This is a genomic window from Paenibacillus sp. NAIST15-1, from assembly GCF_001894745.1.
Lineage (GTDB): Bacteria > Bacillota > Bacilli > Paenibacillales > Paenibacillaceae > Paenibacillus_B > Paenibacillus_B suaedae.
In genome coordinates, this window is record NZ_BBYF01000004.1 from 241,394 (window position 1) to 262,378 (window position 20,985).

At 48.1% G+C, this 20,985-nt stretch carries 19 protein-coding genes and 1 riboswitch; of the genes, 8 read left to right on the top strand and 11 right to left on the bottom strand.

Going from position 1 to position 20,985, the window contains the following annotated elements:
• Positions 1-2: 2 nt before the first annotated feature.
• The 5 genes from PBN151_RS11980 to PBN151_RS12000 form a co-directional block, all read right to left on the bottom strand.
• Positions 3-770: an ABC transporter permease gene (locus PBN151_RS11980; RefSeq protein WP_072729108.1), complete on the bottom strand. Its 768-nt coding sequence runs from the start codon at positions 768-770 to the stop codon at positions 3-5.
• The gene (locus PBN151_RS11985; protein ID WP_021258968.1) at positions 767-1,060 is read right to left on the bottom strand and encodes a thiamine-binding protein; all 294 of its coding nucleotides are present in this window, start codon (positions 1,058-1,060) and stop codon (positions 767-769) included. Before PBN151_RS11985 ends, PBN151_RS11980 begins: the two co-directional genes overlap by 4 nt.
• A gap of 162 nt (positions 1,061-1,222) precedes the next feature.
• Positions 1,223-2,281 carry an ABC transporter substrate-binding protein gene (locus PBN151_RS11990; protein WP_072729109.1) on the bottom strand — a complete coding sequence of 353 codons (1,059 nt, stop codon included), beginning with the start codon at positions 2,279-2,281 and terminating at the stop codon, positions 1,223-1,225.
• Positions 2,251-2,451 carry a hypothetical protein gene (locus tag PBN151_RS11995; protein WP_072729110.1) on the bottom strand — a complete coding sequence of 67 codons (201 nt, stop codon included), beginning with the start codon at positions 2,449-2,451 and terminating at the stop codon, positions 2,251-2,253. The genes PBN151_RS11990 and PBN151_RS11995 overlap by 31 nt, the downstream gene beginning before the upstream one ends.
• A 196-nt stretch (positions 2,452-2,647) precedes the next feature.
• Positions 2,648-2,761: riboswitch (TPP riboswitch) on the bottom strand.
• 316 nt (positions 2,762-3,077) lie between these two features.
• A complete protein-coding gene (locus PBN151_RS12000; protein ID WP_072729111.1) occupies positions 3,078-4,487 on the bottom strand; it encodes a stalk domain-containing protein in 1,410 nt (469 codons plus the stop codon).
• Positions 4,488-4,602: 115 nt separating this feature from the next.
• On the opposite strand from PBN151_RS12000, the gene PBN151_RS12005 reads away from it, so the two are divergent.
• Positions 4,603-5,340, top strand: a complete 738-nt coding sequence (locus tag PBN151_RS12005) for a response regulator transcription factor (protein ID WP_227774594.1) — start codon at positions 4,603-4,605, stop codon at positions 5,338-5,340.
• A gap of 3 nt (positions 5,341-5,343) precedes the next feature.
• A complete protein-coding gene (locus PBN151_RS12010; protein ID WP_072729113.1) occupies positions 5,344-6,405 on the top strand; it encodes a sensor histidine kinase in 1,062 nt (353 codons plus the stop codon).
• 169 nt (positions 6,406-6,574) lie between these two features.
• On the opposite strand, the gene PBN151_RS12015 is transcribed toward PBN151_RS12010, so the two are convergent.
• A complete protein-coding gene (locus tag PBN151_RS12015) occupies positions 6,575-7,285 on the bottom strand; it encodes a queuosine precursor transporter (RefSeq protein WP_021257248.1) in 711 nt (236 codons plus the stop codon).
• A 425-nt stretch (positions 7,286-7,710) separates the two neighbouring features.
• Between PBN151_RS12015 and PBN151_RS12020 the strand changes: the two genes are divergently transcribed.
• From PBN151_RS12020 to PBN151_RS12045, 6 genes are all read left to right on the top strand, one after another.
• Complete coding sequence (locus tag PBN151_RS12020) at positions 7,711-8,220, top strand: FMN-binding protein (RefSeq protein WP_072729114.1); 510 nt, start codon at positions 7,711-7,713, stop codon at positions 8,218-8,220.
• Positions 8,221-8,412: 192 nt separating this feature from the next.
• The gene (locus PBN151_RS12025) at positions 8,413-10,284 is read left to right on the top strand and encodes an FAD-dependent oxidoreductase (protein ID WP_028533364.1); all 1,872 of its coding nucleotides are present in this window, start codon (positions 8,413-8,415) and stop codon (positions 10,282-10,284) included.
• Between the two features lie 97 nt (positions 10,285-10,381).
• Positions 10,382-10,834 carry a hypothetical protein gene (locus tag PBN151_RS12030; protein WP_021257251.1) on the top strand — a complete coding sequence of 151 codons (453 nt, stop codon included), beginning with the start codon at positions 10,382-10,384 and terminating at the stop codon, positions 10,832-10,834.
• Positions 10,821-11,816, top strand: a complete 996-nt coding sequence (locus PBN151_RS12035) for a polyprenyl synthetase family protein (RefSeq protein ID WP_072729115.1) — start codon at positions 10,821-10,823, stop codon at positions 11,814-11,816. The genes PBN151_RS12030 and PBN151_RS12035 overlap by 14 nt, the downstream gene beginning before the upstream one ends.
• 365 nt (positions 11,817-12,181) lie before the next feature.
• A complete protein-coding gene (locus PBN151_RS12040) occupies positions 12,182-12,709 on the top strand; it encodes an ADP-heptose synthase (RefSeq protein WP_072729116.1) in 528 nt (175 codons plus the stop codon).
• A gap of 435 nt (positions 12,710-13,144) precedes the next feature.
• The gene (locus tag PBN151_RS12045) at positions 13,145-14,635 is read left to right on the top strand and encodes a peptide MFS transporter (protein WP_065291503.1); all 1,491 of its coding nucleotides are present in this window, start codon (positions 13,145-13,147) and stop codon (positions 14,633-14,635) included.
• Between the two features lie 133 nt (positions 14,636-14,768).
• On the opposite strand, the gene PBN151_RS12050 is transcribed toward PBN151_RS12045, so the two are convergent.
• The 5 genes from PBN151_RS12050 to PBN151_RS12070 form a co-directional block, all read right to left on the bottom strand.
• Positions 14,769-15,029: a hypothetical protein gene (locus PBN151_RS12050; protein ID WP_072729117.1), complete on the bottom strand. Its 261-nt coding sequence runs from the start codon at positions 15,027-15,029 to the stop codon at positions 14,769-14,771.
• Between the two features lie 351 nt (positions 15,030-15,380).
• The gene (locus PBN151_RS12055) at positions 15,381-16,253 is read right to left on the bottom strand and encodes a UbiA-like polyprenyltransferase (RefSeq protein WP_072729118.1); all 873 of its coding nucleotides are present in this window, start codon (positions 16,251-16,253) and stop codon (positions 15,381-15,383) included.
• A gap of 151 nt (positions 16,254-16,404) precedes the next feature.
• Positions 16,405-17,697, bottom strand: a complete 1,293-nt coding sequence (locus PBN151_RS12060) for an aspartate aminotransferase family protein (protein ID WP_370510416.1) — start codon at positions 17,695-17,697, stop codon at positions 16,405-16,407.
• Positions 17,698-18,009: 312 nt separating this feature from the next.
• Positions 18,010-19,983 carry a peptidase U32 family protein gene (locus PBN151_RS12065; protein WP_072729120.1) on the bottom strand — a complete coding sequence of 658 codons (1,974 nt, stop codon included), beginning with the start codon at positions 19,981-19,983 and terminating at the stop codon, positions 18,010-18,012.
• Between the two features lie 208 nt (positions 19,984-20,191).
• Positions 20,192-20,983, bottom strand: coding sequence for an energy-coupling factor transporter transmembrane component T family protein (locus PBN151_RS12070; protein WP_021257260.1), 792 nt, complete (start codon positions 20,981-20,983; stop codon positions 20,192-20,194).
• Between the last annotated feature and the right edge of the window lie 2 nt (positions 20,984-20,985).

Genomic DNA, 20,985 nt, shown 5'->3' on the forward strand with positions numbered 1-20,985 from the left:
CTTCACCCCTGCTTATTGTCACGGCGCCAATGAATGAGCAGCCGTTCCAATGCACATACGAGGCCGAACATGGCCAAGCTCAATAGAATGACAACTGCGATTGCCACGAACATGCGATCCGTGCGATAGGCTGCTTTTTGCAGTACCATGTAGTAGCCGATCCCTTTGTCCGTCCCGAGCCACTCGGAAATAATCGCACTCATCACGCTATACGTCCCTGCTATTTTCAAGCCTGAGAAGACAGATGGAAGTGCATGGGGCAGCTCCAGCTTCCAGAACAGCTGCGACCGGCTCGCGCCCGCCATACGCATATAATTCATCATCGTGCGGTCTGTCTGGGCAAGACCATCCAGGGTAGCCACGCATACGGGGAAGAAGCATACCAGCGTAATGGTGACAATCTTCGGCATGAGACCGAAGCCGAACCAGATCATGAGCAGCGGAAGCAGCGCAATTGTCGGGATATTCTGACTGACTATGACAAGCGGATAGATCGCCCGCTTCAGCCACGGCATCGGATGAAGCGAACAAGCCAGCAGCAGGCCGACAGCGGTGCCTACACAGAAGCCAATGAGCGTCAATTGAACGGAAGCCCATGTATGCATAAGCAGTCCGCCCCCATTGCTCACGGCCTCTTGTACAATATCGAGCGGACTGGGCAGCATCCACTTCTCAATGCCTGACACCATTACTCCTGCCTGCCATATGGCGAGGAATAGAATAAATGCAATGATCGGAGGACCGATCTTCGCGATTCGACGTCCACTCATGGCCGGTACTTCACCGTCAATTCATCCATCGTAATGCCGGAAGGCTTATACACAATCTTCACTTGCGACAATACATTGATGCTTCCCATCTCAATCATGGCCTTGTTCATATCCTCAATAATACGGAAGAGTTCACTAAGTTCGCCTTCCATCGTTGTCTCCAGTGGATTTACCTGATATTTCACACCCGATGCTTGAATGACTTCGATTGCACGATCTACATAGGGAATTACGTCTTCCCCATTTTTCGTCTTCGGAACGATCTGAATACTTACTAAACTGTTCGCCATCTTGCTTCTCCTCCTCTTTCTCAATCCTCATGTAATGATCAACTTGTAACGGTCTTGGTGACGATTATCTCGTATCGATACCCTGTAACGATATACACAGGTAACGATATACAGCAAAAGGGCGCATATGCGCCCATTGCCTATTCCTATAACCGTATAGGCTTATGAAGCTGGCAAGAAGTCATTCGTAAACGCCTTGTCTACATCGATGCTCTTATCCATTAATTTGTTCTCCACGAGCCAATTCATGTAATTTGCCCATACGTCACGCTTTTGCTCGCCCCAGCGAGGTGCATCGTCTTTATACTTCGGACTCAGCCATTTCTGGCTTGCGATAACCAGGTCTTTGTTCAAATCCGGCACAGCTTTAAGCAGCAGGTTGGCTGCATCTTCTGGATTGTCAATCGCATATTGATATCCCTTGGACGTAGCACGCATGAATGCCTTAATCAATTCAGGATCTTCCTTGATCAGCTTCTCGCTTGTCGAAAGAACCGGCGTATAATAATCGAGTTCCTTCGCATATTGATTGACGTACAGCATATCAATCGGCTCACCGCGAAGCTCTGCTTCGATACCTGTCCAAGCGTAGAAGATCCACGCGAAATCAATATCCTTCTTCACGGCTGTAAAGTAATCGGCATTGCCCATGTTGACGCTCTTCAGCTTGCTGTAGTCGCCGCCGTCCTTTTCCATAATCGTGCGGATAATCATCTCCTCAACCGGAGAGCCCCAGCCGCCATACGTTTTGCCTTCAAAGTCCTTAGGTGACTTGATGTTCTTGTCCTTCGGCGCGGCAAAGCCTGATGTATTATGCTGAATGATCGCACCAATCGACACGATCGGAACATTTTGTTGTCGAGCCATCGTAATACTTTCCTGAACACTAACACCGAATTGCGCTTCTCCCGATGCGATCATCGCCTCTGATGCGCCAGTACTCGGCTGCAATATCTCAACATTCAGACCTTCTTCCTCATAGTAGCCCTTCTCCTTAGCGACATACAAGCCAGTATGGTTCGTATTCGGCGTCCAATCAAGCACAAGCTTAATGTCGCGTTTCTCCTTCGACTTATCCGTTCCTTGCTCCTGAGTCGTGTTCCCCTCTGCCTGACTCCCTTGTCCTGCTTCTTGACCCTTGCCGCCGCAAGCAGCGAGCGCAAATGTCATCATGATAACGAGCGCCAGCATCAACCCTCGTGTAAAGCGTGTCCGTTGCATATGATGAATCCCCCTTTTCTTCCTTCCCTCACTAGTGGAGAGCCGATCATGAAATTAGAAAGTGCTTCGATAACGCCTGCCGCGTTCACCAGTTGGACGATCCGCTCGATCGTATATGTGTGGATGAGCAAGTTCCCGTCCCGCCGTCCTGCAACACGATTCAGATCCACAAAAAAAAGCGCCCCCTCTGGGACGCTTTGTGTGCCGTTCTACGCGTATATGCGAATGTGCATCATACGATGAATCACGTCAATAAGGTCATCCGGCATTCGTTCATCCGTACTGCAATCATGTCCATTCTGCCCAAAGCAGCGCACATTCATGCAGAGCATGACGAATAAGCAAGCAACCTAATTATAACAATAATGACGCGGTTCAACGTCTTTCCTACGCTGGCATTACCCAGATCAGGTGTAAGGGTCGGTATCTTAATGGGATACAATCTCAGCCGGCCAAATTCCAGCACCCCTAGCGTGCATATGCAGTTATCGAAGCTACCTATTACACGGGTAATTATAGTCCTCATCCATCAGAAAGTCCAGTGACAAACAGAAATTGCAAAGTGTCCGCTGATCATTGGGGCAATGCTCATATCTCCCATCAACTTCGTTATTCGTATGCTTTATGACAGCAGATTGCTCATATTCACTAGATTCCTGTCGAAAAAAGTTCCATGTGAAACAAGGGGCAATCTTCCATTTTAACTCAAAATAATTACCTCATTGATTTCTTGGCGTAGAGAATCAAAGCTCATGCAAGGGCTACCAATTGACTAGGCAGCGTTTTATATCATTACTTAAACCGGCGTAATATTTACTGTTCTGCTTGGATTATCCCACTTTACGCTGGCTCCCATGACTTTCGAAATAAAGCTTAACGGAACAAAGGTGCGTTCCCCGTTTTTTTCAACCGGATCATCGAGTTGGATCTGTTGATCACCAGCCAATGCGGTTTTACCTCCCACGTTAACTGAATTGATTGTGCCGTTGTAGTTGATTTGAATGGTTTGAAAATCATTATTCCATTCCACTGTTGCACCCAAAGCCTCTGAAACGAAACGTACAGGAACATAAATGATGTCGGCTTTGGATTTATAATAAGGATACTCTTCACTTTGAATCGGATTGCCTTTAACATTGACCTTGACATCATAATAAATATCATCTTTATCGCTTACAGTATCAAGAATCATACCAGCCTTCACATCCACTCGAGAAATGGAGAGATCGCGATTAAGGACATAAGCAAAGTTTCCATCCTTGCTGAAGCTGATCGCTTGCCGGGGCTCTAAAAATCCTTTTATACTCCCGATGATGCTGTTATCGGAGGTGCTGATTATATTAATGGAGTTATCCAGCTTGTTGCTGGCAAAAAGGATCTTTCCATCAGGAGAAAGGGATGCGCCGTAAGGATCGCGCCCAACCTTTACCTCGCCAATGATTTTGCCTTGCGAGATGTCCACTATGGCAATACTATTACGCCCGCTGTTTGCCGCATACATGGTAGAGCCATCGGCGGATATTGAAATCGCTCGAATCTTCGAGAATCCGGAGATCTCATGTATGATTGCATTGGTTTTGACATCCACAACCGATACCTTGTCTCCCTTGAAGTTAGTAACAAACACATAACGACCGTCGGGAGATACTTTTATCCCTTGACGAGGTTGGGAGAATCCCGGAATGACAGCGGTCGTCTTATGCTGCCCGAGATCTACAACCGTTACTGTACTTTTGGCTTCATTGTTGACATACATGGTATTTCCGTCCGCGGTGACATCAGTTCCAAATGCGCCTTGACCTACTGCAACCTCATCCTTCAATGCCAAGTCTTCCGTGTTGTAAAATCGCAGGGTGCCCAGTGTGCTATCCGAAACGACAAACTGCGTACCGCCGTTAATGAACATAATGTTTCTTGGTGTGACAAAGCCGCGGATCTCCTTACGCAAAGTTCCTTTGGCAAGATCATAGACTCGAATCCATGGCTGACGACTATCCGAGACAACCGCAGTTTGCTCGTCGAGACTTACGGCCAATGAGTTATTGATAATCTCGCCGTCAAAGGGGCGGATTGCCGCAGCGGTGTTGTTTCCCGCAGCCGAGATCGAAGCCAAATTGTTATCAGCAGCCAAAATAATCGCCGGTTGAATAACGGAAAGTACCATTCCGGCAAAAAGTACAGGTTTTATCATTTTGTTTACCATCATTCACTCATCGCCTCACTGGAAAAGTTTTGAGCCAACGTAAGATGGGGCTCTTGACCAATGTAACGGAGAATTGTAAAGATCATATAAAGAACATGAAAGCATCATGTCTGATAAAATGATAGCCGTGGAGGTGAACGTTCCGATGGATAAGCTGCAGCTTGAAGGTCCTATTCTGATTGCGGACGATGATGCTTCGCTCGTCTCGTTTTTGCAGGAATACTTTGGGGCACTGAACTGCCGAGTGCTTGCCGCGAGCGATGGGCAGCGAGCTGTTGAACTGGTGAAAACTGAGGCTCCATCTTTCATCATTCTGGATATTATGATGCCTTTCATGGACGGTACTACGGCATGCTGGGAAATACGCAAAATCAGCAGTGCGCCTATCGTCATGCTTACGGCTAAAATCGAGGAAGAGGACAAAATCCGGGGTTTGGAACGTGGAGCCGACGATTACTTGTGCAAACCGTTCAGCCCGCGAGAACTCGTCGCCCGGATGCAGGCAATTCTACGCCGGATGCGTACGTCGGAGCGGAAAGCTTCGGGGCTCATTTTGAACAATAACGCGAATTTGTTATACGAATCCGAAAGCCATCGGTTTTATTGGAAGAAAGCACCCCTGCAATTCACGTACCAGGAAGCTCAAATTGTCATCACCTTGCTCAAAATGCAAGGGAAAGTCTGTACCCGCGAGCATTTGCTGAACGTGCTGTATCCGCTGGGCGATAAAGATGTTGTCGACCGCATCGTGGATGTGCATATCGGAAATATCCGGCAAAAGATCCGTGATACTGATCCCGGATTCGATCTCATTGAAACCGTCCGGAGCATCGGCTACCGGTTAAAGGAAGGGTAAACGGTGAAAATCAAACTCATTTACAAGCTCCTGGCGATTAACGCGCTAGTCTTAATTTTGCTGGTAGCCGGAATCAGCATTGGATTTAGTCAGTACACGCTTCAACTGATAGAAGAAAACCGCTTGATGGTGTACCAAAATTTCCTCATGTTCCAATCGGCCACGGGGCGTTATCTTCTATATACCAGTCTAGCCATCATCCCCCTCTCCATTGGGATTAACTGGCTGTTCACCCGTTCGATCGTCCGCCCCTTATCCGGGATGCGGAAGCTGACTGAACGAGTCGCGAGCGGAGATTATACCGTGAGGGCAGAGATTCGATCGAACGACGAAATCGGCGATTTGGCTCGTTCATTCAACCAAATGGGCAAGGAACTTGAGAGGATCGAACAGCTTCGAAGAAGCCTTGTGGCGGACGTAGCCCACGAGCTCAGAAATCCGCTATCTACGGTACGGGGCTATATGGAAGCGATGAAAGACGGCGTCCTCTCCGCAAAGCCCGAAACGCTCGATAAATGTTACCACGAGGTAGAGCGGCTCGTTTATCTGGTGGAGGACATTCACCGCCTGGCTGTGGCGGAGAGCGATTTGAAAGCGGCCATTCCCTCAAATCCGGTCGATCTCCGATCCGTTGCCCAAGAAGCCGCTTCAAGGTATATGCCGAAATGGGAGGAAAAAGCAATTGTTTTTCAAGAGGATGTACCTTCCTCCCCGGTCTGCGTCATGATCGACAAAGTTCACGCCCTACGCGTATTTGAGAATCTGTTCGACAACGCGATGCGCTATACGCCGAATGGTCATTCGGTTCGTTTATCGATGCAAGCAAACGCTAAAATGCTCCGCGTGGAGGTTACGAATACTGGAGCGGAGATTGCACCCGAGCATCTGACGCTTTTGTTCGAACGATTTTACCGAGTTGATCCTTCACGCTCGCGCACGTACGGTGGTGCGGGCATTGGGCTTTCGATCGTGCGCGACATCGTGGAACGGGCAGGCGGACGCGTGTGGGCAACAAGCGGGAATGGTTCCGTGACGATACATGCGGAACTGCCGGCTGAATCATGATCATAGAAAATCCCTCAGGGAGCGAACCGCTCGGACAAACTCCCTATACAAAGACCCCAACACCGTGATAGGCTCCCATCACTTGACAGGGAGAACTTCATATCGGTATCGGGGTCTTCATTTATTAAGAAAGCTAGAACCGCTTTACCAAGTCAACCATTGGCGCTCCCTACTTCGCTTGCTGCCCTTCTACATCTTCACGAACAGGGAAGCTTCTAGCCCAATATAGAACTGGTGTCGACAACACCGAGATGATGAGCTTAATGACATAAGTAGTAATAAAGATTTGGAACCATACATCCCAAGGCACCATGCCAGCAAACGCAATCGTACAAAATACGAGCGAATCCGCCATTTGGCTAATTCCTGTACTACCATTGCTTCGAATCCACAATTGGCCTGCCTTCGGGTATCGTTCCTTCACCCAACTAAAGAGCTTCACATCTAAGAACTGACTGACGAAATACGCGGTCAAGCTTGCTACGACAAGGCGCGGCATCAAATCAAAAATATTCGACAGCGATGCTTGTGCCGTACGCGCCATATCAGAAGCCTCAGGCGTAAAGCGAAGAGCCATCTGCATAATAATCGTCGTCATAATCAACGTGAAGAACCCGAACCACACTGCGCGCTTCGCTTCCTTACGGCCGAACTTTTCATTCAATAGATCCGTTGTCAAGAACAGCGTTGCATTCGCCGTGTTGCCAAGCGTCATGACAATGCCGAACATCTCAATCGTCTTGCCAACTTGGATATTGGCGATGACCGTCATTACACCAATCCAAGCATATAGTCCCGACTTGCCAAATGCCCGGTAGCAAATCAAGAAGAAGGCAAAGTTCGCAAGGACGAACAGAATGCCCCAAGTAAAGTTGAACATATAATAAAATTCCTCCCTAGTTTTGATTACGCGGGATGGTTACGAACCGCGGCGCTCAGGCGCAAGCCATAACTTTACCATATGCATATCGTTCATGCCAATAGAAAAATATCACTGAACAGCGATGCAATTATCCCTTATATTAAGTGGAAGCTATTATTTTACATGGATGGATGAACGTTACCGATGCCCCTCTCGTATATTGTGAGCGATATGGAGGGAATATATTGTCATACATAGCCGCATCGTCAATGCGCAGCTAATAAACAGTCGTGGAAAAAGTTTGGTTTAGTTAAAGATTTACCCTTTATGTGTGACATATATCACATTAAATAGAGGGAGTTAATGTTAAAATGACATTGTAAATCGGTTAGTTATAATTTTCACAAAGTAATTTTGAACTAAAGAAAAGGTGGGGACTCTTTATGAAAAAGAAACTTGTACTGTTACTATCCGCAGTATTGGTAGTAGGTATGTTGGCTGGTTGTGGAGATAAGAAAGAAGAAGCTGCAAAACAACCTGAAACAAACACATCAACAGAAGCGAATAAAGACGCTGCTCAAGTAACATTGAAAGACGGCGACTTCCATGCAGAATCTCCTGATTTCGATGAGAAATCCGGTTGGAAAGAAACAATGGACATCACAGTTAAAGACGGCAAAATCACAGCTGTAAACTGGGATGGCGTTCATAAAGACGGCGGAGATTCCAAGAAAAAGCAATCTCAAGACGGCAAATACGGTATGAAAGCTGGCGGTGCTTCTTCTGAATGGCACGAGCAAGCTGAAAAAATGGAGCAAGAACTTATCGCTAAGCAAGATCCAGCTGCGATCGCTGTAAACAACGAAGGTAAAACAGACGCTGTATCCGGCGTATCCATCCACGTTGGCAGCTTCGTGAAACTTGCTCAAGAAGCACTGGCTAACGCGAAGTAAGATAAGTCTACTCCTTCCTTGATCACATAGAGATAACACGGAAGCTCCGCAGTAGGAAAGCAAAATGGGCACGAGCAGCGTATGAATGCTTGAGAGCCATATATCGCTTTTTTATTCGCGGAGCTCCCTTGTTCGCATTAGATAGTTCAATTTTTAAATATTGACAAATAAGCATTACAACGGGGTGAAACCATGAAAGAGATCGTTGTATTGGGCGGCGGTTATGGTGGCGTACTGACAGCGAAAAAGCTGGCGAAGCGTCTGAAGAAAGACAAAGACATTCGCATTACGCTCATCGACCGTAAACCTTTCCATACGATGATGACGGAGCTGCACGAGGTTGCAGCATGCCGCGTCGAAGAAGAAGCAATCAAAATGGACCTGAAGCAAATCTTTGCAGGTCTGAAAGTAGACGTTGTGCTGGATGAGATCGAGAACATTGATTTCAACGGACAGAAGCTGCATGGCAGAAAGAAATCCTACAATTACGACCATCTTGTTATCGGTACAGGTTGTAAGCCATCCTTCTTCGGTATCGAGGGTGCAGAAGAGAATTCCTTCTCCCTCTGGTCGTTCGAGGATGCAGTTAAACTGAAGCAACAAATTCGTCAAATGTTCATGGACGGGACGAAGATTTCAGATCCAGAGCTGCGCAAGCAAATGCTCACATTCGTCGTTGTTGGCGCCGGCTTCACTGGTGTCGAAATGGTCGGCGAATTGGCGGAATATCGCGAAGAGCTGTGCCATGAGTTCCATGTGGACGAATCTGAGGTTCGCCTCGTCGTAGCAGATATGGCTCCGAAAATCCTGCCAATCCTGCCGCAGAAGCTCATTGACAAAGCGGACAAGTATCTCCGCAAAATGAAAGTTGAAATTATCACAGGTGCGAAGATTTCCGGCGTTACGCCGAATTCCGTTGTCCTTGGCGATAATGAAATTAAATCGAGCACGGTTATCTGGACTGCTGGTGTCGAAGGTTCTGACCTTGTAGGCAACCTCGATGTTCAGCAGCAAGGACGCAAGCGCATTTTGACAAATGACAAATTGCAGTCCGTTGATCACAAAAATGTGTATGTTGTCGGCGACAACATCTTCTATATTCCGGAAGGCGAAGAGCGTCCTGTACCGCAAATGGTTGAGAACGCCGAGCACTCTGCTGGTCTTATCGCACATAATATCGTGGCTGACTTGAAGAATGGCACACATAAGTCGTATAAGCCAACCTTCCACGGTACGATGGTATGTATCGGTGGACGCTACGGGGTAGCCGCTATCGGCACGCCGAAGAAAATGTTCCACTTCACTGGCTTCATGGCCATGTTCTTCAAGCATATGATTAATATTGTGTACTTCTTGCAAGTACTTGGCTTCCATAAGATCTGGTCTTACATGATGCACGAATTCTTCCATGTGAAGAATCGCCGCAGCTTCGTCGGTGGACATTTTGCTAAGCGTTCCCCGAATTTCTGGCTTGTTCCGCTTCGGATCTATATCGGTTTCATGTGGTTATCCCAAGGTTGGGAGAAGGCATCGAAATTGCTGAAGGATCCTTCACAGATGTTCCTCATCCCGCCTAAGGCGATGGATGGTGTGACTGCAGCTTCTCAAGCGGTTGATGCAGTTCATACAACGGTTGACGCACAAACAGCAGCATCCGCTGTTGAAGGTGCAAGTACGGCTATCAAGGCGATTCCAGTGCCTGATTTCGTCAAGGGCATTGTCGATTGGTCGATGGATTTGATGTTCTATACAAACGATGGCGGCTATACAGCAATGGCTTACATCTTCCAAGGCTGCATGGTTGCAGCTGAGGTTATCTTCGGTATTATGTTGATCTTGGGCTTGTTCACAGCGATCGCATCGATCGGAACTGTTGCGATGGGCGTCATGATCTACACGTCCGGTATGGCTCCTTATGAAATGTTCTGGTACTTCTTCGGCGGCATCGCGCTTATCGGCGGTTCCGGCAGCACGTTCGGTCTGGACTACTACCTGTATCCACGCCTGAAGCGCATTTGGAAGAAGATTCCGTTCGTGAAGCGCTGGTACCTGTATACGGATTAATTGCTCAACAAGAATAGATGGTATGGTGTACTGGAAAAGTAATGTGTACTTCGTGTCACATTACTTTCCTTATTTCTGAGGGAAGCGGGGGGTTCCCATGAATCGGCAACTATTGAATCAAACAAGTGACCTTCTGGCACAGCATCTCCCGCCGATCACCGGCATTCAATTGGCGGCTGGAACGGATGAACATCTGCTGCTCGACATGGCTCGCATGCTGAATGCGTACGATATGCAGCAGCAGGAACGTCAAGTGCTGCTCGGCTGCTACTGGCTGCTTCGTCAGGCACTGCGTACACATCAACATGTCCCGCAGGATGAACAGCTCGCGGGCAAGGCTGTGTTGGACGGTGATTTCCTGCTCAGCCTATACTATCAATTCGCCGTTCGCCATGGAATGACACAGCTCATTATAGACTTGGCAACGACGAACAAGCGCATCCAGATTCGCCGTGTCGAGGGCACTGCCTCGGATATGATGCTTCATCAACGAATGGGCCGTTTCGTGTCCACTCATTATAAGCAGGTGGCTTCCTATGGCATCATTTAACGGTACGCTGAGCGATCAGCTGAACATCTCCCTACGGCGAATTAATCGGGATTTGGAACGCGTTATTCTGCACGATCCGGATGTCCCCTCCCGATCCATTGTCGCGAAGAGCGTGTTGGATCTCATCCGTGCAGGAGGCAAGCGTCTTAGACCTATGATGACAATCGTAGGCAGCCGCTTCGGCACAGACGTGGAATCCGAAGATGTCTACCGACTAGCCTCTGCTGCCGAGCTTATTCATGTAGCGTCACTTATTCACGACGACATTCTGGATCAGTCTGATACGCGCCGAGGCCAGCCAGCGCTGCACTGCAAGACAGGCATCTATGACGCAGTTCACATTGGCAACTACATTATGTGCCGTGTCATCGAATTGCTAACAGCTAGCGGCAAGGATCATGAGCCTTACGCACATGATCTGGCGTCGATTACAACGACGCAGCTGTGTCTGGGTGAATATCAGCAGATGGAGTTGAAATACAACTTCGACCTGTCGCTTGATGCGTATTGGGAGAAGACGCGCAACAAGACGGCGCTCTTGATGGCAACTTGCCTGCAGCTAGGTGCGAAGGCAGCAGGCGCTGATGAACACGTAATCGATCAGTTGTACGCATTCGGCGATCAGCTCGGGATGGCGTTCCAAGTACGGGATGACATTCTCGACTTCACCCAATCTTCGGAATCACTCGGCAAGCCTGCTGGGGTCGATCTGCGAAACGGACATGCAACGCTGCCGGTCATTCTGGCCATGCGTGACGCATCGATCGCAGCGAAGATACATGAGTTGAAGGCAGATTCACCAGATGATGCATTCGATGAAGCCATTGCGCTTATTCATCGCAGTGGTACATTGGATGAAGCACTTCAAATGAGTCATGAGTTCATGAAGCAGGCTTGGAATATAACGGAGCAGCTGTCTTCTTATCCTGCCCACCGGGATTTGAAGGCACTGTGGCATTATTTCGAAGCCCGCACCTACTAGTAAACTTTTGATCACGAAGCAATATCAGAGGAGTAATTCGGCGTCGAATCTTGCACTCACCCTTGAAGTCCGGTGCTCATGTAGTTTCGACTACACTGCGCTCCTCCCTAAAAGTTTTGCAGAGCAAAACTCGCTTCGAAAGCGTACGCTTCGGGTTCCTGCAACCTTCTCGGTGCTGAAAAGTTTGCCTCACGTTAAATGGCCGAATCCTTGTTCAAATAAGGGTTTGGCTATTTTTTTAGTATCAATTGTTTACAAATTGTACCGTTTACTCTTTTGTGCGTTAGGGCAAGGTGGTATTATAAATATGTACAGGCTGCTTGTCTGTCACTTACACCATAGATGAAGGAGGTTGAGGTACGACGATGAAGCCTCGCCAATTCGTAATAGAAGCAGTCATGCTGGCGGTCTATGGTCAACTGTCTGTGCCGACGCGTCCAGTCGAATATATAATTCCATACACGACGATACTCGAGCTGTACGAAATGCGTCTGGAAGGTGACCAGGTCATGCCTGATCCCGAGGAAGACGTATATGCCAAGCAGCAAATTGAGGAGCTCATCTCCTACTTCGAGAGCGAGCTGAACAAGAAGAAGATCGAACGTGCACTGACAGCCCCTTGGCGCCACAGTCCACCGCTTATTTTGCAGGGCAACGTATCCTGCATTGTCGTCAATGCGATGGATAACGCCCGCTATGGCGAGACATTTGACCCCGTCGAAACGGAACTTATCCTTACCGCTATACGTGAGCAGGCTCCCTTACTTACTGATCAGTTCGAATATGTAGACCGCCTGATTACGAACGAAATCCCGATTCCCATTTACGATATCGATGATTTTGAATATGCAATGGAGCAAGAAGAAGTGTCCGGTGATTCAAGTACGAAATAACAGGAAACCTGCCCCTATTGTTAAGGAGGCGGGTTTCTTGTTTTATATGGCTCTTCAATTCGGAGCAAATGGCCACAGCATTTGAGAATATGAAGTGCTTAACCGTCCTGCTCACCTGTTCCACGATTTCTCTGAGTATCCGTTTCCCCCATACTCCAGGATATTCATCCCACCCCCACTTACATACACTTGCTTCTCTCTGCTCTGAAGCGTATCCCAGCTACCCTCCAAAAACACCCAATTAACAGCACCGAAAAAAGAGTGATGAATACCTCAGTCATGTGGAATAGTAATATTGGAAGAAGCATATTTATTTTTACTTATATTGCTATCTGTGGATGGTTGCTGTAAAACCACAACAAGTATTATAATTAATTTACACTCATTATTATACAATTCGCTGCAGCAGGATATCGACATCAAAGGAGAGTTGTTATGCCCAATTATGATAAGAAGAAGATAATAGAAAGTGTCCCACAACAAGGGTTTTTTGGACATCCTAAGGGCCTTTTCACCCTCTTTTTCACTGAGTTCTGGGAGCGATTTTCTTACTATGGGATGAGGGCTATCCTTGTATTCTTTATGTATTATGAGGTGACGCAGGGCGGACTTGGGTTGCCGGAAGACATCGCGCTTGCCATCATGTCCATTTATGGATCACTCGTATATATGTCAGGAATCATTGGAGGTTGGTTGGCTGACCGAATATTCGGTACGTCGAAAGCGGTTTTTTATGGTGGAGTCTTGATTATGTGCGGGCATATCGTGCTAGCCATACCGGGAAATACCGCGCTTTTCTTTGTATCTATGATCTTGATTGTATTAGGTACAGGACTGTTGAAACCCAATGTATCCAGTTTAGTGGGGGATATTTATAAGGAAGAGGATAATCGCCGAGATGCGGGCTTCAGTATTTTTTATATGGGGATTAACCTAGGAAGCTTCCTCGCTCCTCTGGTTGTAGGAACAGTTGGGATGAATAATTTCCACCTTGGCTTCGGTCTTGCCGCTGTCGGGATGCTGCTAGGTCTAATTGTTTTCGTAGTAACTCGTCCTAAAAATTTGGGTATTGCCGGTACAGTCGTCGTTAACCCGCTGTCACCTGCCGAGAAGAAAAAGGTATTTACCATTCTTGGTGTAAGCATTGTTGTTCTCGCTGCTTTAATTACGATTGCGATACTATTAGGCGCACTTACGTTTGACACCTTTATCAAGCTTGTTGGCGTGTTGGGAATACTGATTCCAACCTTGTATTTTGTCGTGATGTACCGCAGTCCAAAAACAACGCCCGTTGAGCGTTCCCGAATCATTGCGTACATTCCTTTGTTTATTGCTGCGATTATGTTCTGGGCCATTCAGGAGCAAGGATCTACGATTCTGGCTAACTACGCGGACAAGCGTACCCAATTGGACTTCGCGGGTATTCATCTTTCACCGGCTTGGTTTCAATCGTTGAATCCACTATTCATCATCCTATTCGCACCTGTATTTGCGTGGCTGTGGGTTAAGCTCGGCAATCGCCAACCGACTGTACCGCAGAAGTTCTCTCTGGGATTGCTGTTTGCTGGTCTGTCCTTCTTGATCATTTTGCTGCCGGCTTACTTTGGCGGTGCTGGTTCGCTCGTTAACCCATTGTGGCTCGTCCTCAGCTACTTCGTCGTTGTACTCGGAGAGTTGTGCTTGTCGCCAGTTGGCCTCTCGGCTACCACGAAGCTTGCACCTGCGGCCTTCTCGGCTCAGACCATGAGCTTATGGTTCCTGTCCAACGCCGCTGCTCAAGCCATTAACGCACAGATTGTGAAGTTCTATACGCCCGAGACTGAGATGCTATACTTCGGAGTTATTGGTGGGGTGGCCCTCGTACTGAGTCTGGTGCTTTATTTGCTATCTCCTAAGATTCAGGGCTACATGAAAGGTGTAAAGTAAGCATCGGGATCCTTTGAAATAAGTATCCGTTGATTCCAACATAAAAGTCAACAAACCCGCCTCATAAGATAAAGGGGCGGGTTCTTATTGCTTGTATAAGATTTGGATTAGATCTGGTGGGGTGGCAGAATATCTATACAATACTTAATACGACGATTAGAAAAGATGCAGCCCCGACTAATCTCGTAGGGTGGGTGAGCTTATAATTGTGGAAAGGTGCAATTCGATTAACAATAGCGAAGAATAACAACGTCCCAACAGATAGGAGCAAACCACCAATGAGCATATTGCCCATTGCATTTGCAATGCTGACCATTCGCTCCGAAAAAAGCACCCATAAATATCCTAGAAAAGCATAGATAATAACGGAGAGTGCGACTTCTTTCATCTTCATTTTCTAACGCCCCTTTTACAAGAAACGTGTCCGTAACTACTCATATTATCTCGATGTCCGCACGTTCCAAATATTTACTATTTATTGCAACTATTATAACAAACGTGTGCCGAATATGATCAAACTCAATAAAGAAATATTTCAAATCTGTATTCGTCTAATTTATGTAGCATCACTAAGGATGTTTGACGCTTCATAAATGGAGCCTATAAAAAAACTCCCCTAGCGTTCAGCATTTCATACTAAATTCTAGAGGAGTTTTTTCTGTTCTATACAATTTAAACCGTGACCTAAATAAAAAACAGGAGTAAGGTCATTGAGACAATCTCCTGTTTTTATATCCTATAATTCCTATTTTAAGAAAAAGTCAGCCATCGTACAGAACAGAATGGTCATACTGATGACTTGATTCAAGTTGTACGACGCGACATTCATCCGTTTGCGGCTGGATGGCTTGATGATGTTGTGCTCCAGCATCAACAATATGACCGCGATACCGATGCCGATTAAGTAAACGGTGCCTAGACCCCGAATGACGAACAGTACGAGCAGCAGCACAACCATGATCGTATGCAATGAACGCGCGATGAAGAGCGAATCTTCATAGCCAAATATGCTCGGCACCGACCATAATCCGGTCTTGCGGTCGAACTCAATATCCTGCGTCGCATAGATGATATCGAATCCCGCAATCCACAGCATGACGATTGTGCCCAATATAAACGGCGTCACGGCGAACTTCCCAGTCACGGCGAACCAAGCACCAATAGGAGCTGATGCAATCGTAAAGCCCAAGTACAGGTGGCACAGCCAGGTGAACCGCTTCGTAAACGAGTACGAGCAGATAAGTACAATCGCCACAGGCGACAGCCATAGGCAGAGAGAGTTCAGCATCCCTGCCGCTGCGATAAAGATCGCAAAGTTGATGATGACGAACAGCGTCACTTCACGCCCATGCAGCAGCTTCTGCGGCATATGCCTATGCGCCGTGCGCGGATTCGCTGCATCGAAAGGCAAATCGGCCAAGCGATTGAACGCATTCGCTCCATTACGGGCTGCTACGAGCGCGATGAGCGACCAGAGCATGACATGGAAGGAGGGAACCCCTCCTGCTGCCCATACCATCGAGATGATGGCGAACGGCAGTGAGAACAGCGTATGGGAGAACATAACCAGTTCTCCGAACATGCGCGTTTTGCGAATAACCTTTTGAATAATAACCATAGCTTACATACACCCCATGAGTGTTCAAATATCTATATCTATTGTCCTTAACAGGCACAATTCCAACCTGCTAGATGCGATCATGTTGCCCTGCTAGGAGCTCTCTATTCAACAGAGTCAAATGGACGTTTCCGAATCGAGGCGAAGAAGCCTATTGAACCACCTCCGCCAATACTGCGTCCAGTTCCTTCAGCATCCCCTCAATATCCTGCTCGCTCATCACGAGCGGCGGCTGGAAGGCTAGCACGTTGCGGCCAATGCCGTTCTTCCCAATAATATAGCCGCGATCCTTCATCGCTTCCAATACGCGATCCGTCAGTGCTGCGCTATCTTGTTCGTCTATACCGTGCAGCTCCGCACCAAGCATCATGCCCTTGCCGCGCACATCGACGAGTATCGCATGCTTCACCTGCAGTGCCTGCAAGCCTGACTTCAACTGATTCCCGAGCCGTTCTGCACGGCCTACCAAGTCTTCCTGCTCAATATAATCGAGCACAGCCAGTGCCGTAACCGAAGATACAGGGTTGCCGCCAAATGTCGATGCCGACGCACGGTTGAAGCTTGCCGCGATCTCATCTGTTGTCGCAAATGCACCGATTGGCACACCGTTGCCTAGTGCTTTTGCCATCGAAATAATATCCGGCACAACGCCGTAATGCTCCATGGCAAATATGCGGCCTGTACGACCGAAGCCAGTTTGGATCTCGTCGGCTATCATCAATACGCCATGCTCCTCAAGAAGCGCCTTCACCTCGCGGAAATACCAATCTGGCGGCGCAATCATGCCTCCGTTGCCTTGAATCGGTTCCACGAGCATCGCTGCAAATGTATCTCCCTTCTCCTCCAGCACCTGCTTCAGCGCCTCAATCGAGCGGCGTGCCGCCGTCTCATCGTCTGTCTCTGGATCATATGGACGGGGGATGAAGGTCACTCCGCTGTCCAAATAATCATCTGCACGCCACATCGGGATGCCCGTTACGCCCATCGTCAGGAATGTGCGCCCATGCAGGCCATACTCCAGCGCAATGAAATTGCGGCGCTTCGTATGCAGTCTGGCAAGCAGCATCGCACCTTCATTCGCTTCTGAGCCGCTGTTGCAGAAGAAGGTACGCTTCAGATCACCCGGCAGGATGCCGTTCGCGAGCCGCTCCGCCAAATCGACCATCGGCTGCGTCAAGTAAATCGTTGTCGTATGCTGCAGCGTCTCCAACTGCTTGATCGTTGCTCCCGTAATGGCTGGATTGCAGTGGCCGCTCGCCACGACTGATACCCCTGCGAAGAAATCAGTATATTGTGTGCCCTTCTCGTCGTACAAATACTGCATCGAGCCGCGTACAATTTGCGGTGGATTGCGATAGAAATGATGCGTGCACGGGAAGAAATATTGCTTCCGCTTCTCTATAACACCCTCAGGTCCGATATACGTTGTTTGCTCCTTGCTCACGTCGTAGCCACCCTTTCTCATCTTGAACTGAAGAAACGACAGGCTGTAACTTGGCCATTCAAGTCAAGCCCTGCCGCTTCTTGTTCTCTCTACTCCATTACTGCCTTTATTCTCTTATTTATCCATCATTACTTTATCTCTATTCATGATGTCATGCGTACTTCCAACTCATTCGTTCATCCGAGATTAGGAAAGAGAAGAAGCGCATTTTCTACCACAGGTACAGAACCGATATAGAAAAACTATTTAGGACACCGTAATAGCAAAATAAGAAACCTAAGCCCACCGCTATAGATCTATTAAGAATGCAAACTAAGCATGAACTGGCTGCAAATCAATCGACAGCGCTTCGCCGAATTGCAGCGACCCTAGTGTGTAGCCTGCATATTCCGGCTTCATGCCGGCATACAATTCACCACAGAGCGACAAGTCCTGCAGCGCTGTACGGTACGTGCCTACGATGCTGCGCAGCTGCTCAGTTGTGTACGACTTGCCCTCGATACGGAAGTGGTTCACGCCCGCTTCATGCAGCTCCTTCAAGAACGGCAAGTAACACAGTTCCTTGGCCAATGCCAAGTGGTTGCGTCCGCTCCAATCGCGGTACACCGGATTCTCGCCCTTGTCTGTCATCAGCACTAGGTGCTGATTGTCGACGTACTTGTTGTCCTCCTGCATGATCGGCTCTATCGCGACTGTATTTTCATACAGATCCAATTCCAGATACATGGCGATTGGCGAGCCGTGAACGATCATCTCGACCGGCACCTGCTCTGTCTCTTGCAGCAGATTCGCTAGGTCGTTCAGCGGAAGCTCTAGAGACGCATGTACGCGCTCCAAACCGAAGTGTTCATGGTACAGCTTCGCCGACATATGATTATATACGTTTAGATTGAATTCGCCAATCATCGGCAGACCCATATCACGGAACTTATGCATAGCCCCAATATTGCTGACGAGCAAACCATCAAGCCCATATTGCCCGCCCCGCAGGAAGTGATTGTATTGCTCCATGTGCAGTTCATTCATCATGCGCGGCATACCAAGAATGATTTGCGAAGAGCCCTTCATCTCAACCAGCATCTCAATATCATGGCATGTGAATGGCATATCTGGCTGGAATACGTCTCCTGTCAAATAGACAATGTCTGCACCCGCTTCGAGCACCGTCTTCGCCTGTTCCACATTGTTAACGTGAACGGATAATTGAGGTTGTCCCATCTTCTCTGGCTGACGAATGCCTGCTAAAGTGTCTTGCACCTGCTCTAACCGTTCTGGTTTCACTTCACGTTCTGCTGTAGGCGTACTGAACACTTTACCTGTGCTATAAAATTTCCCGGTTCCCTCATAACGCGTGTTGATATAATCAAGCCCTGGCTTGCCGAACGCATAGGCCGTCGAGAAGTCCCGCTTGCGGTTCTGATACAGCGTGTCGCTGTTCTCCTTCCGATCATAGCCGAGCGGATCCGCAATGTAGCGATCAATTGCATCGCCGTAGCTGTTGACGATCATCTTCAGGAACTCCAAATCCCGCATCCGTCCCTCTAGCTTGAATGAAGTAATGCCCGACTTGATCAGCTCTGGAATATGCTCATACATGTACATATCCTTCGCCGCAAGCGGATATTCGGTTGGATATACATTGCCGTCCTTCTTCACCCGGTAATCCCAGCGGCATGGCTTCATACAGCGTCCACGATTCGCACTATTGCCATACAACATCGAGCTGTAGAAGCAGTTTGCACCATGCACCGTACACATATCCCCATGGACAAAATATTCAAACTCCATGCCTGTCTTCGCTTGCAGCAGCTCTGCGGTATGCAGATCCATCTCGCGGGATGCCACAACACGTGTAACGCCCATTTCCTTCAATGCCTCGATCATCTCTAAGTTGTGCACGTTCATCATAACTGAAGAGTGAACCGGTACATTTGATAAATTCATGTCTTGGATGAGTGGGAATACGGCCAAATCTTGCGCAATAATCGCGTCTGGACCTACCTCGTTCAAGAACGACAGGTAACGCTTCGCTTCGTCCAGATCACCTTCATTGAGCAAGTTGTTCACAGTAATATAGGCGCGCTTGCCGCGGTCATGCGCCATGTTCACGGCTTCACGTACTTCTTCATAGCTAAGATTGTAGCCCTTGCGCATCATCCGCATGTTCAGAGACGGTCCCCCGAAGTATACAGCATCGCAGTTCATATCAATAACAGCTTTGAAGATGTCAAACGTTCCGGCAGGTGCCAACAATTCAATTTCTTTCCCATTAAAATATCTAGCCACAGTCGCTCTCCCCCAAGTCCATTCGTTTCAAGTAGTAGTCACTTCTAAGGTATCGCCTTGCGTTCTTTCGAATAACCAAATATTTATATTCTAAATATAACATATTTAAACTGTTATTGTGACAATTTTCACAATATATACAATAAATACGCGCAATCCGCTGCCGCTCCTCTTTTTCTTAGAGGAAAGCAACGGATTGCGCACCGATCTACCATAGTAGAATAAGTACTAACATCCCAATAAATAACGCCATGAACCAGGTATCAGCCTGCTTCCATTGCAGTTGGCGCAGCGACGTACGCGGTGCATTCAATACATAGCCACGTGCCTCCATCGCCTGTACCAGTTCCTCCGCACGACGGAAGGCACTCACGATTACTGGCACCATTAGCGTCATGACCAGCTTGCCCTTCTGCGTGAAGGACAAATCCGCATAATCCGCTCCACGTGAAGCCTGCGCCTTCATTACCTTCTCCGCTTCCTCGAATATGGTTGGAATGAAGCGCAGCGATATCCCTATCATCATCGACCAGCGCTGCGGAGAGCCTCCTACGAATCGAATTGGCTTGAGTACGCGCTCAAGACCCAGATTCAGTTCAACGGGTGCTGTTGTAAACGTTAATATCGCAGTCAGCGTCACGAGCAGCGCCATTCTCCATACGGCATATGCCCCATAAGTAACGCCGCCTGTCGTAATCTTCAAACCGCCTACTTGGACAAGTGCACTGCCGCTTGAATCAAATAGAAGATAGAAAATAAACATGAAGGCCATAATGAGCCACAGCGGCCGGGAGGCGCGGAAGTAGCGGTATAGCGAGATACGCGAGCTTATCATCATGAGCAGCGCGAACACCGTAAGCGCCGCAAGCTCAGCGAACTGCTCTGCAAGAATGACCGCGATTAGATAGATGACCATCGCAGTCAGCTTGGCGCGCGGATCAAGACGATGAATCCATGAATCGGCTGCCACGTAGCGGCCGAGCATCATTTTCGCCTGCATAA